This is a genomic window from Microbacterium sufflavum, assembly GCF_023101165.1.
GTDB classification, from domain to species: domain Bacteria; phylum Actinomycetota; class Actinomycetes; order Actinomycetales; family Microbacteriaceae; genus Microbacterium; species Microbacterium sufflavum.
The window spans coordinates 3,058,287-3,070,683 of record NZ_CP078076.1 but is presented as its reverse complement, the minus strand read 5'-3'; the positions used below and the strand labels follow the sequence as shown (position 1 = coordinate 3,070,683).

Sequence of the window (12,397 nt, the reverse complement as noted above, 5' to 3'; positions counted from 1 at the left end):
TCATGAGCGGCCGCAGCGAGGACCCGAACACGCTGCGGCACGAGGTCTTCACACGAGTGTTCGACGAGCACTGGGCGGCGGTGCGCCACCACATCGAGGGCGTGGTCGGTGACGACGACGAGGTCACCGAGATCGTGTCGGAGGTGTTCCTGGCCGCGTGGTCGCGTCTGCGACCGAGTCGTCCGCCCGGTCGGGTGTGGCTGCTGCGCGAGGCCGACCGTCGTCTGCGCACCCGTGGTCGACGGGGGGCGACCCGGCTCAGGGCACTCGATGCGCTGCACAACGGGCTGTCCGGCGACCCGGCGCCGCTGGGGCTCGTCGGCCGCAGTGAGGTGCTGCACGCGGTGGGTACCCTCAGCCCGGCCCAACGGCGTATCATCATGCTCACGTATTGGGATGGACTCACGGTGGGGGAGATCGCGGAGCTGGTGCGCGCATCGGAGTCACGGGTACGGAAGACGTTGCGTCTGGCGGAGGATCGGCTTCGCGCGGCGCTGGGCCTGGAGGGGACGGATACGCGTGATGCCTGACAACGCCCTGCTCGAGCGAGCGCTCACCGCTGCGGATCCGGCGCGGACTCCGCGCGACGCGGAACCGGACGCGCGGGCGATCGCGACGCGCGACCGCATCCTGCGCAGTTCGCGGGAGCCGCAGCGTCGCCGGGCGCGCCGAGTCGGGTGGGCGGCAGGACTCACCGCCGTCGCGGCGTCGGCTGCTCTCGCGTTCGGGGTGCTGCTGCCGCAGGGCGCGGCCGTTGCGGGCACACCCACCCCGCTCGCGTTCGACGGATCCGCCTCACTCGCCGAGACCGTGGCGACGGCCGACACCGACCTCGGCGTGTTCCACGAGCCGGAGACGCCTGAGCGCTCCGTGCGCGCCGCATCGTGGTCGTTCTCCGTCGACGTCGACGCCGGGCGGGCCGAGATCGTGCCGCAGCTGTCGACGTTCCAGTGGAGCGACGACCTGTCGGGAGAGGCGATCGCGATCAACGGTGTCGCCTACGACCCGGGCGACGCTGTCGCCAACCAGGAGGCCGAGGTCGTGAGCACGGGTGAGGTGGCGTCGCGCGTCACGTACGCACCCGGCGAGTTCGTGACGCCCGTCGTCGCGGTGCCGGGAGAGACGCCCGCCGACGTGCGGGCGCTGCTGGAGGCGTTCGGGCTTCCGAGGGAGCCGAGTGCGTTCGACGTGGTGACGGCGGTCACCTCCGTCTTCGGGCAGTGGACGCTGACGAACGCGCAGCACGCCGAGCTGCTCGCGCTCATCGAGGACTCGGGCGGTGCGCAGGCGCTGGGCGCGACGACGGACCGGCTCGGTCGTCCGGTCGCCGGCATCCGGGTGATCGCCGCGGACGGTGCCGTCAGCGACGACGTGCTGGTGTCGCTCGACAGCGGGCGCATCGTGGGCGTGGAGCGCACGGTGCTCGTGGACGACGGGATCGTGGCCCCTGGCTCGATCACGGACTACCGCATGTGGGATCTCGACGAGGAGATGATCGAATGAGGCGTACGCGCGCGACGATGGCAACCCTGGTGGGCCTGGTGCTGGTGCTGACCGGGGTGCCTACCGCGGCATCAGCGGCGGCGAACCCGGATGCGGTCGATCCGCAGGCGGCGCAGCTGCTCGAGGAGGTTCCGGGCGGCGAGCTGGTTGCGCCGGGTCACATCGTCTGGCCCGAGCTCGACATGGAGTTCGTGGCGGCTTCCGGCTCGTCCGGGCTGAGCGCCCGGTCCGTGGGCAGCTGCTCCACAGGTCGCATCTGCGCGTACACCGCGTACAACCTCTCCGGCAGCATCCTCAGCTGGGGGAGTTGCGGCAGCATCGCGATCCCCTCGACCTTCGTGACCCGGTCGATCGCCAACGCGCGCACCTCCGGCTACGCCCAGGCCCGCAACGGCAGCACCGTCCTCGCGACGGCGTACGCGAACGGCTCCGCCAACGTCTACGGCTCGGCGAACAACATCCGCTGCTACCTCTGAGCGCGCGTGGTGAACTTCCTCGTCATCCGGAGGTTCCGCGACGTGGCGAACGGTCCACCGGACACTTCGGACGCGGCTTCACCGGCCGACTGACGCGCCGCACGGTCCCGCGCGGGAGCATGATGGAGGCATCGACGAAGGGCGGGGTCATGGCGAAGCACTGGGTGGCGACGGCGGCGGGGTCTCCGCAGTCGTGGGAGTTCGAGGAGTACGACCCCGCGGCGCCGCGCGAGGGCGAGGTCACGATCCGCGTCCGCGCGGCCGGGGTGAATCCGGCCGATGCGAAGCATGTCGCGGCAGCTCGTCCGGGGGTCGAGTTCCCGGTGCCGATCGGGTACGAGGTGTCGGGCGAACTCACGGCCATCGGCCCCGCGACCCGCATCGGTTCCGGTGCGGCCGAGGTCGGCGATGAGGTCGTGGCCTTCCGCGTGCAGGGCGGTTATGCGACCGAGGTGACCGTGCCCGCCGCGAAGGTGTTCGCGAAGCCGACGACGCTCACGCATCCCGAGGCCGCGAACCTCCTGCTCGTCGGCACGACGGCGGCCGAGATGCTCGCGGTCACCGGTGCGGCGCCGGGCGAGACGGTCCTGCTGCACGGGGCGTCGGGAGCGGTGGGGGTCAGCGTGCTGCAGCAGGCGCGGCTGCGCGAGGTACGAGTGATCGGCACCGCCGCGCCGGACCGCTTCGATGAGGTACGACGCTTCGGGGGGATTCCGGTCGCGTACGGCCCGGGTCTCGCCGACCGGGTGACCGCACTGACGGACGGCCCGATCGCTGCGGCGCTCGACGCCGTGGGCACCGACGAGGCGATCGACGTGTCCCTCGCCCTGGTGGCCGATCGCCGCCGCATCGTCACGATCGCGAACTTCGCGCGGGCCTCCGCCGACGGGCTTCTGGCGATCGCGGGGTCGATGCCCGACAGCGCCCGCTTCCGCGATGAGGTGCGCAGCGAACTCCTCGCGCTCGCGCAGAACCGCGACCTCGTGGTCCCGGTCGCCCGCACGTTCCCGCTCGCCGAGGCACCGGCCGCGCACCGGCTGCTCTCCACCGGTCACCCCGGCGGCAAGCTCGCGCTGATCCCCGAGGACTAATCGGCCTCGCGCAGCAGCGACTCGACGATCACCACGCCGTCTCCGTACTCGTCGTCGGCCGCGCGCTGCAGCGTCCCGTCGTCCCACGAAACCTGCAGCCACACGTACCCACGGTCGGTGCCGACGAAGACCGCCCCGGGTCCGAGCCGCGCCGCGATGTCCTCCTGCACCCTGGTCAGCTCGCCCTCCGGGGTGATGCCCGTCTTCCCGCCCGTCGGATCCTCCGGCGCCACCGGGTCGAACAGGGCGAGGAGGATCGGCGGATCCGTGACGGTCAGACGCTCGCCGTCGAAGGTGCCGTACACCGCGTACGACCCCCACCGCGTGTCACGCGCGCTCACACTGCCGTCGACGCCGTCCCACGTCCAGTCGTCGAGCGGCACGCCGGCGCACTGCGGAGGGGACGAATCCATGACCGCGCCGAGGCAGAGCGTGGGGCCGTCCGTTCCGTCGATCACGGTGCCCGTTCCGAGCACGCGGCCTTCCGGGGGCGTGGGGTGCGCGTCTTCCAGCCGCTGGTCGGAGGGCACGGTGGTGCTGGTCGGCGGGAGGGTCGCACGGGGTCCGACCGCGCACCCGCTCAGGGTGACCGCTGCGGTCACGGTGGCGGCGACGAGGAGCAGGCGACGCGAGGAAGGGCTCATGTCCATCAGTGTCCCGCGTCGGCTCATCGTCTCAGCGCGGTCGAAACGGCCGCACCGACCCTGCTAGGATGGCGCCATGCCTTTCGGCGGTCTGCTTCTTCTTAGCTGCCGCGACGAGTCCTGACACTAGGGCCTTCCTCGTCGCGGCGCTTGTGTTGGCCCGTCCATTCCGACGAAGAGAAGTAGCCCATCATGCAGAACACTCAGCGCCCGTCCGCGATGCCGATCCACAAGTACCGGCCCTTCCACGAGCAGATCACCGTCCACCTGCCCGACCGCACGTGGCCCGACGCCCGCATCACCGAAGCCCCGCGCTGGTGCGCGGTCGACCTCCGCGACGGCAACCAGGCCCTCATCGATCCGATGTCCCCCGAGCGCAAGCGCGTCATGTTCGAGCTGCTCGTGAGCATGGGGTACAAGGAGATCGAGGTCGGCTTCCCCTCGGCCAGCCAGACCGACTTCGACTTCGTGCGCCAGCTCATCGAAGAGAACCTGATCCCCGACGACGTCACGATCCAGGTGCTGACTCAGGCGCGCGAGCACCTGATCGCCCGCACCTACGAGGCCATCGCCGGCGCAAAGCAGGCCATCGTCCACCTCTACAACTCCACGAGCGTGCTGCAGCGCGAGGTGGTCTTCCGCACCGACAAGCAGGGCATCATCGACATCGCCCTCGAGGGCGCCCGCCTGTGCCGGAAGTTCGAGAAGACGATCCCCGACACGCAGGTCTACTACGAGTACTCGCCGGAGAGCTACACGGGCACGGAGCTCGAGTTCGCGGTCGACGTGTGCAACCAGGTCATCGAGATCTTCGAGCCGACGCCCGACCGCAAGGTGATCATCAACCTGCCCGCCACGGTCGAGATGGCCACGCCGAACATCTACGCCGACTCGATCGAGTGGATGAGCCGCCACCTGGCCCACCGCGAGAACGTGATCCTGTCGCTGCACCCGCACAACGACCGGGGCACCGCGATCGCCGCCGCCGAGCTGGGCTACATGGCCGGCGCCGACCGCATCGAGGGCTGCCTGTTCGGCAACGGCGAGCGCACGGGCAACGTCGACCTGGTGGCACTTGGCATCAACATGTTCACGCAGGGCATCGACCCGCAGATCGACTTCAGCGACATCGACCAGGTCAAGCGCACGGTCGAGTACTGCAACCAGCTGCCCGTGCCGGAGCGCAGCCCGTGGGCCGGCGACCTCGTGTTCACGGCGTTCAGCGGCTCGCACCAGGACGCGATCAAGAAGGGCTTCGAGGCGATGGCGGCGAAGGCCGAGGCGCAGGGCGTCACGGTCGACGAGATCGAGTGGGCCGTGCCCTACCTGCCGGTCGACCCGAAGGACCTGGGCCGCTCGTACGAGGCCGTCATCCGCGTGAACTCCCAGTCGGGCAAGGGCGGTGTCGCCTACCTGCTGAAGTCCGACCACGCGATCGATCTGCCCCGCAAGCTCCAGATCGAGTTCTCCGGCGTCGTGCAGGCCAAGACCGATGCCGAGGGCGGCGAGGTGACGAGCGAGCAGATCTGGTCGATCTTCACCGACGAGTACCTGCCGGCGACCGACACCGAGGCGAAGTGGGGCCGCTTCGAGCTGCTGGCCACGCAGACCCGCAGCGACATGTCGGGTGACGTGGTGCTCGACGTGGTGCTGCGCGACGACGACCAGGAGGTCGCGGTCTCCGGCAACGGCAACGGTCCGGTGGCCGCCTTCGTCGAGGTGCTGCGCGGACAGGGCTTCGACATCACGGTGTACGACTACGTCGAGCACGCTCTCAGTGCGGGCGGCGACGCGCAGGCTGCGGCCTACGTCGAGCTGCAGGTGGGGGACCAGCGTCTGTGGGGTGTCGGCATCGACGGCGACATCTCGACCGCGTCGCTCAAGGCGATCGTGTCGGGTGTGAACCGGTCGATCCGCACGCGCCAGCAGGAGCTCGCGGCGGTCTGAGGTCGCACCACGGAAGCGGCCGGGTCCCGAGGGCCCGGCCGCTTCCGCGTGCTCCGGCGGGTGGTCAGACCCACTGCACCAGCTGCCAGATGAGGCCGTTGGGGTCGGCGAACTGGCAGTAGCGCTCGCCCCACGGCTCGGTCTCCGGCGGTGTGACGACGCGGGCGCCGGCGGCGGCGATGCGGGCGAAGGCGGCGTCGAGGTCGTCCACGACGAACACCAGCAGCGTGCCCTGGCCTGCCGATCCGGCGATCTCCTCCGGGCGGAACGTGGGGAGCCCGGTCTGCAGGAAGATCAGGTTCGGCGGGGAACCCGGGTGCTCGAGCGACACGAAGCCCTCAGCGGACATGGCCTCCGTGAATCCGAAGTGGGTGGTGGCGAAGGCTGCGGAGGCGGCGATGTCTGGCACGTTGAGCGAGAGGGCGGTCTGGGTGATGTTCATGGGTCTCCTGTTCTAAACAACGTACAACGTACAGGATTAAGTGCGCCGACGGCTAGGCTATTCCCAATGGCGAAGAATCTGGTCGATCTGCTGTGGCGTGACAGTGCCGCTGAGACCTCGTCGCGCCGTGGACCGCGAGCCCGCCACTCCACCGACGACGTCGTGACGCGCGCGATCGACCTGGCCGATGCCGACGGCCTCGCCGCGGTCACCATCCGCGCTCTGGCCCAGGCATTGGGCCTCACCCCGATGTCGATCTACACGCACGTCAACAGCCGGGCGGATCTGCTCGTGCTGATGGCCGACGCGGTCCACGGACAGCGCGCACCGTCGGGCGATGCTGACGGGTGGCGAGCCCGCGTCCGCCTCGTCGCCGCGCACAACCTCGCCCTCTACCGCGCGCACCCCTGGCTGCTCGACGTGCACGACCCCCGCACCGCTCTCGGCCCCGGCACCATCGCGACGTACGACCGCGAGCTCCGCGCCTTCGACGGGCTCGGCCTCGACGACGTGGAGCGCGACGCGGCCCTCACGTTCGTGCGGGAGTTCACGCGGTCCGCGGCCGCACGCCTGCGTGACGCCGCGGAAGCGGAGGACTTCGCGCCGATCTGGGCGGACGCCGCTCCGCGGCTCGCGGGCTATCTCGGCGACGACTACCCCCTGGCGCAGGCCGTGGGCCGGGCCGCTGGCGAGGCCATGGGCGGCCCGTCCGATGCGGACGCGGCCTGGGAGTTCGGGCTCGCGCGCGTCATCGACGGGCTCGCCGGTCTGATCGAGACCCGAGACGCGGCGCCCTGATCAGTCCTTCGGCTTGACGATCGCGATGGCCCCGGTCTCCGCGGCGACCTTGCGGCGGTAGAGGCGACGCTGCTCCGGCAGGGACACGTCGAACGTGACCGCCAGGATCCGGATGACCGCCGTCACGACGATGCCGACGATCGCGGCCAGCGTGATCGGCATGCCGACCGCGTTCGCGATCACGATGAACGTGCATCCTGCCGCAGCCGCGACCGCGTACAGCGAGCCGACGTGCATGATCGCCGTCGGCAGGCCCATCAGCATGTCGCGCAGCACGCTCCCGCCGACCGCGGCGCAGACGCCGATGAACACGGCGGGCACCTCGGGGATGCCGAACGCGAGGGCCTTGCTCGTGCCGAAGGCCCCGAACATGCCGATCACCACGGCGTCGAGCACCACGATCGCGGTGTTGAGGCGGGTGAACAGTCCCGCGAGCAGCATGCCGAGGAGCGCGGCACCGGCAGCGGTCACCAGGTACCACTGGTTCTGCAGGGTCGCGGGCGTCTGCCCGAGCAAGATGTCGCGGATGAGACCGCCGCCCATGCCGATCATGATCCCGATGATCGCGACGCCGAGCCAGTCGAGCCGCCGCTGCCCCTGGAATCCGGCGGCGAACATGGCACCCTGCACCCCGCCGAGCCCGACGCCGAGGAGGTCCGCCCACAGCGGAATGGTGAAGAGCGGTTCGGTCACCCGTCCATTGTCCCGCACGGAGGATAATCGGAAGGTGCCCACCTACCGAGACGAAGCGGTGATCCTGCGCACCCACAAGCTGGGCGAGGCGGATCGCATCGTCACGATGCTGTCGCGCCGGCACGGCAAGGTGCGGGCGGTCGCGAAGGGCGTGCGGCGCACGTCGTCGAAGTTCGGCTCGCGGCTCGAACCGTTCATGGTCGCCGATGTCCAGCTGTACGAGGGGCGCTCGCTCGACATCGTGCAGCAGGCGGAGTCGCTCGGCGCGTACGGCACCGACATCGCGGCGCACTACGACCGCTTCACCGCGGCCAACGCGATGGTCGAGACCGCCGACCGGCTGAGCGACGCGGAGGCCACCCCGGAGCAGTACCTGCTGCTGGTCGGCGGACTGCGTGCGCTCTCGCGCGGAGAGCACGTGCCACGCAGCATCCTCGACTCCTACCTCCTGCGCGTGATGTCGCTGTCGGGGTGGGCGCCGTCGCTCGACGACTGCGCCCGCTGCGGTGCCCCGGGTCCGCACACCGTGTTCGTCGCACAGCTGGGCGGGCTCGTGTGCCACGCCGACGCCCCCGCGGGCAGTCCGCGCATCGCCGAGAAGACCCTGGCACTGCTGCGCGCGCTCATCCGCGGCGACTGGGAGCTCATCGACGCCGCCCCGCACGCCGACACCGCTGCCGCCTCCGGCCTGGTGGCGGCCTATGCCCAGTGGCACCTGGAGCGCGGCATCCGCTCTCTCGCGCACGTCACCACCACCCCGGGAGAAGGAGCACGGTGAGCCCGAAGCCCTACACGCACAAGGACGCCGTCGCCTACCGGCCGCTCGACTGGACCGGGGTGTATCCGCCGCCGTTCCCCGCGGTGCCCGAGCACGTCGCGATCGTGATGGACGGCAACGGCCGCTGGGCGAACCGCCGTGGCCTCAGCCGCATCGAGGGGCACAAGGCGGGGGAGGAGGTGCTGCTCGACGTGGTCGCCGGCGCGATCCAGGCCGGGGTGAAACACCTCTCGGTCTACGCCTTCTCCACCGAGAACTGGGCCCGGTCGCCCGAGGAGGTGCGCTTCCTGATGGGCTACAACCGCGACGTGCTGCACCGCCGCCGCGACCAGCTCAACGAGTGGGGCGTGCGGGTGCGGTGGGCCGGGCGCAAGCCGCGCCTGTGGGGCAGCGTCATCAAGGAGCTGCAGTACGCCGAGCAGCTCACCCGCGGCAACGACGTGCTCACGCTCACGATGTGCGTGAACTACGGCGGCCGCGTGGAGCTGGTCGACGCGATGCGGGCGATCGCCGCCGATGTCGCGGCGGGGCGCCTCAAGCCGAACGCGATCACCGAGAAGACCGTCCGGCGTCACCTCTACGTGCCCGACATGCCCGATGTCGACCTGTTCCTGCGCAGCTCGGGCGAGCAGCGCACGTCGAACTTCCTGCTGTGGGAGTCGGCCTACGCCGAGATGGTGTTCCTCGACACGCTGTGGCCCGACTTCTCGCGCGAGGAGCTGTGGCGCGCGATCGGCGTCTACCTGTCGCGCGACCGGCGCTTCGGCGGAGCGATCGACACCCCCGACGCCTCGGCCTGAGCACGCAGCCAGCGCTCCGTCTCGCGCGGGTGCGTCAGCCGCACGACGGTGAGGTGCGGGAAGCGCTCGACGTAGCCCGGCATCCGCTCGCTCCAGGTGTGCAGCGTCTTCGTCTGCCACGCGAGGATGTTCTGCTCGGGGTCGCGGTTGAGCAGGTTCCACGGCCCCTTCTCGCGGTTTCCGTTCCAGAGTTCCTTCCGCAGAATGCCGCGGGCCAGCGTCCGCCGCAGCAGCCGGCCCCGCACCACCGGGTACGGGTAGTCGAGCCAGACCGCGAGCTGGGCGCGCGGCGTCAGGAACGCGTCGGTGCCCTTGCTCGTGTACTGCCACTCGGTCACCCAGCGGTCCTCCGCCGCGAAGGCGCGCACGTCGTCGAGGAACTCCGGGCGCGGAGTCCAGCCCGGCCCGTGGAACAGCGCGTCGATCTCGACGTGGCGGAGCCCCCACAGCTCGCCGAGGCGACGCGCGAGGGTGGTCTTGCCCGAGCCCGTGACGCCCGCGACGAGCACGCGCTCCGGCCGATGAGGGAGCGGGTCGTCGGCGGAGAGCATCCGAGCATCCTACCGAGCACGGAATACCCCGGGAGTGCATGCGGTTGGATGAAGGTGTGACTGAACCCATCTCCATCGACATCTGGTCCGACATCGCCTGCCCGTGGTGCTACATCGGCAAGCGCAATCTCGAGAAGGGTCTGGAGGCGGTCTCCGCCGACGAGGACGCCCCCCGGGTCACCGTCACGTTCCACTCGTTCGAGCTCTCGCCCGACACACCGGTCGACTTCCACGGCGACGAGGTCGACTTCCTCGCCGGGCACAAGGGCATGCCGCGTGAGCAGGTCGAGCAGATGCTGTCGCACGTCACCGGCGTGGCCGCGGACGCGGGGCTCGAGTACCGCTTCGACCTGCTGCAGCACACCAACACCGTGAAGGCGCACGAGCTGCTGCACTTCGCGAAGGCTGAGGGGCTTCAGCACGAGATGGAGGAGCGGCTGATGTCCGCGTACTTCACCGAGGGCAAGCACGTGGGTCGCATCGACGATCTGGTGGCGCTGGCGGCCGAGGTCGGCCTCGACGCCGACAAGGCCCGCGCCGCGCTCGAGAGCGAGCAGTATCTGCCCGACGTGCGTCAGGATCAGGCGCAGGCCCGGGCGTACGGCATCCAGGGCGTGCCGTTCTTCGTGGTCGACGGCCAGTACGGCATCAGCGGTGCGCAGCCGCCGGCAGCGTTCGAGAACGTGCTCCGCGACCTGTGGGCGCAGCGCGGCGAGGCCGTCGAGGCCTGACCGCCGCCGGCCGAGAGCATCAGAACGGCGGGACCCGATCGCGGGCCCCCGCCGTTCTCTCGTTCGCGTCAGACGCGCTGCTGGCGAGGTGCCAGCGGCAGGGGTTCCATAGGCTGGTCGTCGGCGGTGAGATCGATGCCGAGGTCCTTCGCATAGACGACCCGCGAGGCGATGCGCACCTGATCGCCGCTCTCGGTCAGCTCGAACACACGCCCGCCGCGGAGGCGGTTGCGCTCCGCTCCGTCGAGGCCGTACGCGCCGAAGCCGGTTCCCGGCGCGTAGCCGAGCAGCACGCCGTAGTAGTCGCCCATGTAGTCGTTGACGTGGTCGTGGCCGACGAACACGCCCTTCACGTCGCCGCGCTCGACGATCGCGTTGAACATGCCCGAGTTGAAGGGCCCGGGGCACTCGTCCTCGTTGCGCTCTCCGACGATGCCGTGGCGCGCGCGGCCGCGGGCGGCGTCGGCCTCCGTGCGGGTGTCCACGCCGCCCCACCACATGAACCGGTGCTCCCAGAGCGCGATGTGGAGGAACATGAGGGCGGGGACCTTGCGGCCGGCGCGCTGCTCGAGCCGCTGCGACTGCTCGCGATACCAGGCGACCTGGTCCATGCGCACCCAGTCCCAGGTCGGGTAGCCGGCGAAGTCCTGTCCGGCGAGGGCGTCCGGGGCGTAGCGGCCGGAGTCCAGCAGCCAGAGCGCGAACGCCTCCCGGTTCTTCTTCGCCGACGAGCCGATGGTCAGCAGCGTGTTGCTGGTGCCGGTCACGCCGCGCGTGCTCTCCGCGTTCACGTTGTACTCGTACGAGCGGTAGATCTTCAGCATCCCCGCCTCGTCTACGCCCGACTGCGGGAGCGAGTCCTCGTCGTGGTTGCCGTAGGTCACCGCCCACGGGATGCCGCGGGACTCCATCGGCCACACGACGTTGTTGATCGCCTGCTTCACGGCGAGACGGGTCTCGCATCCGCCCGTGATCACGTCGCCGTTGATCACCACGAGGTCGGGCTGCTCCTGGTCGAGCACCTTCTCGATCAGCTCGACGGTGCGGCGGTCGGTCTGCTCGTCGTCCTGCGTGTCGTTGAACTGCACGACCGTGAAGGTCCCGTCGGCGCGGAACCGCAGTCCACGCGCGGCTTTCGCTGTCGAGGCGGCCACGGTCGTGTCGGCGGCTGCGGCGGCGGTGCCGAGGGGCAGGGCGGAGCCGAGGGCGCCGAGCGCTCCGGCGGTGAGGACGGTTCGCCGGCTGATCGGCAGTCGGTCGGGCATGCGGTGTCTCCTTCATCTGCGGCGGGTGTGGCCGCAGGGGAGACTAGGGGCGCCGGATGGCGAGGGTCTGACGAGCGCGTGAACACCGCGGCCGTTCGAGGGCCGCGAGCCGCCCGTTCCGGGTGACGCGGGGGTGAACGAGCGCGGCCCCGGGTCAGCGGGGGAGTGCGGCCTCGATCGCCTCGACGATCTCGGGGGAGTCCGGCTTCTGCTTCGGGCGGAAGCGCAGCACCTCTCCGTCGGGCAGCACCAGGAACTTCTCGAAGTTCCACTCCACCCGTCCGGCCTTGCCGCCCGCGTCAGGGGTCTCCTTGAGCGCCTTGTACAGCTCGGACGCGTTCCTGCCGTTGACCTTGACCTTGTCGTTGACCGGGAAGGTCACGCCGTACGTGGTGGAGCAGAACTCGAGGATCTCGTCGACCGAGCCCGGCTCCTGACCGAAGAACTGGTTGCACGGGAAGCCGACGACCGTGAAGCCGCGGTCGCCGAAACGGCGCTGCAGCTCCTCCAGCTGCTCGTACTGCGGGGTGAGCCCGCACTTGGACGCCACGTTCACCACCATCACCACGTCGGCACCGAGATCGTCGAGGGTCTTCTCCTGACCCTGAGCGTCGGTGAACGGGATCGAACGGAGCGCGGAATCGGTCATATGCACAGCTTAGGTCGCCGCATCCGCAG

General features: G+C 70.3%; 15 protein-coding genes. 9 read left to right on the top strand and 6 right to left on the bottom strand.

The annotated features are described in order from the left end of the window. The first annotated feature begins 2 nt into the window (after positions 1 to 2). The 4 genes from KV394_RS14935 (at position 3) to KV394_RS14920 (ending at position 3,070) form a co-directional block, all read left to right on the top strand. Positions 3 to 530, top strand: coding sequence for an RNA polymerase sigma factor (locus tag KV394_RS14935; RefSeq protein WP_136045883.1), 528 nt, complete (start codon positions 3 to 5; stop codon positions 528 to 530). Then, on the top strand, positions 523 to 1,503 hold the full coding sequence (locus KV394_RS14930; RefSeq protein ID WP_247981787.1) for a hypothetical protein: 981 nt from the start codon (positions 523 to 525) through the stop codon (positions 1,501 to 1,503). The genes KV394_RS14935 and KV394_RS14930 overlap by 8 nt, the downstream gene beginning before the upstream one ends. Positions 1,504 to 1,520: 17 nt before the next feature. After that, entirely contained in the window at positions 1,521 to 1,979 is a 459-nt protein-coding gene (locus KV394_RS14925) for a hypothetical protein (RefSeq protein ID WP_136044295.1), read from the top strand. Between the two features lie 149 nt (positions 1,980 to 2,128). Continuing rightward, positions 2,129 to 3,070 carry a quinone oxidoreductase family protein gene (locus KV394_RS14920; RefSeq protein ID WP_247981786.1) on the top strand — a complete coding sequence of 314 codons (942 nt, stop codon included), beginning with the start codon at positions 2,129 to 2,131 and terminating at the stop codon, positions 3,068 to 3,070. Here KV394_RS14920 and KV394_RS14915 read toward each other — a convergent pair. Further along, the gene (locus KV394_RS14915) at positions 3,067 to 3,714 is read right to left on the bottom strand and encodes a hypothetical protein (protein WP_247981785.1); all 648 of its coding nucleotides are present in this window, start codon (positions 3,712 to 3,714) and stop codon (positions 3,067 to 3,069) included. The genes KV394_RS14920 and KV394_RS14915 overlap by 4 nt on opposite strands. A gap of 192 nt (positions 3,715 to 3,906) precedes the next feature. On the opposite strand from KV394_RS14915, the gene leuA reads away from it, so the two are divergent. Then, on the top strand, positions 3,907 to 5,661 hold the full coding sequence (leuA, locus tag KV394_RS14910) for a 2-isopropylmalate synthase (protein WP_136036915.1): 1,755 nt from the start codon (positions 3,907 to 3,909) through the stop codon (positions 5,659 to 5,661). A 64-nt stretch (positions 5,662 to 5,725) separates the two neighbouring features. Here the strand turns inward: leuA and KV394_RS14905 are convergent, their stop codons facing one another. Continuing rightward, complete coding sequence (locus KV394_RS14905) at positions 5,726 to 6,103, bottom strand: VOC family protein (protein WP_136044867.1); 378 nt, start codon at positions 6,101 to 6,103, stop codon at positions 5,726 to 5,728. 66 nt (positions 6,104 to 6,169) lie between these two features. Between KV394_RS14905 and KV394_RS14900 the strand changes: the two genes are divergently transcribed. After that, positions 6,170 to 6,901: a TetR/AcrR family transcriptional regulator gene (locus KV394_RS14900; protein WP_136044868.1), complete on the top strand. Its 732-nt coding sequence runs from the start codon at positions 6,170 to 6,172 to the stop codon at positions 6,899 to 6,901. Here the strand turns inward: KV394_RS14900 and KV394_RS14895 are convergent, their stop codons facing one another. Continuing rightward, positions 6,902 to 7,594: a trimeric intracellular cation channel family protein gene (locus tag KV394_RS14895; protein ID WP_136030119.1), complete on the bottom strand. Its 693-nt coding sequence runs from the start codon at positions 7,592 to 7,594 to the stop codon at positions 6,902 to 6,904. Positions 7,595 to 7,628: 34 nt separating this feature from the next. Between KV394_RS14895 and recO the strand changes: the two genes are divergently transcribed. Together recO and KV394_RS14885 are read left to right on the top strand one after the other, a co-directional pair. Continuing rightward, positions 7,629 to 8,372, top strand: a complete 744-nt coding sequence (gene recO / locus KV394_RS14890) for a DNA repair protein RecO (RefSeq protein WP_136030121.1) — start codon at positions 7,629 to 7,631, stop codon at positions 8,370 to 8,372. Further along, positions 8,369 to 9,172: an isoprenyl transferase gene (locus KV394_RS14885; RefSeq protein ID WP_136030123.1), complete on the top strand. Its 804-nt coding sequence runs from the start codon at positions 8,369 to 8,371 to the stop codon at positions 9,170 to 9,172. The genes recO and KV394_RS14885 overlap by 4 nt, the downstream gene beginning before the upstream one ends. Here the strand turns inward: KV394_RS14885 and KV394_RS14880 are convergent. Beyond that, on the bottom strand, positions 9,112 to 9,723 hold the full coding sequence (locus KV394_RS14880) for a P-loop NTPase family protein (protein ID WP_247981784.1): 612 nt from the start codon (positions 9,721 to 9,723) through the stop codon (positions 9,112 to 9,114). The two genes, KV394_RS14885 and KV394_RS14880, sit on opposite strands and share 61 nt — an antisense overlap. A gap of 56 nt (positions 9,724 to 9,779) precedes the next feature. Here KV394_RS14880 and KV394_RS14875 point away from each other — a divergent pair, with 56 nt between their 5' ends. Continuing rightward, the gene (locus KV394_RS14875) at positions 9,780 to 10,454 is read left to right on the top strand and encodes a DsbA family oxidoreductase (RefSeq protein WP_136036919.1); all 675 of its coding nucleotides are present in this window, start codon (positions 9,780 to 9,782) and stop codon (positions 10,452 to 10,454) included. Positions 10,455 to 10,522: 68 nt separating this feature from the next. Here KV394_RS14875 and KV394_RS14870 read toward each other — a convergent pair whose 3' ends face one another. Next, a complete protein-coding gene (locus KV394_RS14870) occupies positions 10,523 to 11,719 on the bottom strand; it encodes a metallophosphoesterase family protein (protein WP_247981783.1) in 1,197 nt (398 codons plus the stop codon). 154 nt (positions 11,720 to 11,873) lie between these two features. Next, complete coding sequence (locus KV394_RS14865; RefSeq protein WP_136036920.1) at positions 11,874 to 12,368, bottom strand: glutathione peroxidase; 495 nt, start codon at positions 12,366 to 12,368, stop codon at positions 11,874 to 11,876. Positions 12,369 to 12,397 lie beyond the last annotated feature (29 nt).

Coding starts and splice junctions, on each gene's coding strand:
- KV394_RS14935 (WP_136045883.1), top strand. CDS start 3: ATGAGCGGCCGCAGCGAGGACCCGAACACGCTGCGGCACGAGGTCTTC.
- KV394_RS14930 (WP_247981787.1), top strand. CDS start 523: ATGCCTGACAACGCCCTGCTCGAGCGAGCGCTCACCGCTGCGGATCCG.
- KV394_RS14925 (WP_136044295.1), top strand. CDS start 1,521: ATGGCAACCCTGGTGGGCCTGGTGCTGGTGCTGACCGGGGTGCCTACC.
- KV394_RS14920 (WP_247981786.1), top strand. CDS start 2,129: ATGGCGAAGCACTGGGTGGCGACGGCGGCGGGGTCTCCGCAGTCGTGG.
- KV394_RS14915 (WP_247981785.1), bottom strand. CDS start 3,714: ATGAGCCCTTCCTCGCGTCGCCTGCTCCTCGTCGCCGCCACCGTGACC.
- leuA (WP_136036915.1), top strand. CDS start 3,907: ATGCAGAACACTCAGCGCCCGTCCGCGATGCCGATCCACAAGTACCGG.
- KV394_RS14905 (WP_136044867.1), bottom strand. CDS start 6,103: ATGAACATCACCCAGACCGCCCTCTCGCTCAACGTGCCAGACATCGCC.
- KV394_RS14900 (WP_136044868.1), top strand. CDS start 6,170: ATGGCGAAGAATCTGGTCGATCTGCTGTGGCGTGACAGTGCCGCTGAG.
- KV394_RS14880 (WP_247981784.1), bottom strand. CDS start 9,723: ATGCTCTCCGCCGACGACCCGCTCCCTCATCGGCCGGAGCGCGTGCTC.
- KV394_RS14870 (WP_247981783.1), bottom strand. CDS start 11,719: ATGCCCGACCGACTGCCGATCAGCCGGCGAACCGTCCTCACCGCCGGA.
- KV394_RS14865 (WP_136036920.1), bottom strand. CDS start 12,368: ATGACCGATTCCGCGCTCCGTTCGATCCCGTTCACCGACGCTCAGGGT.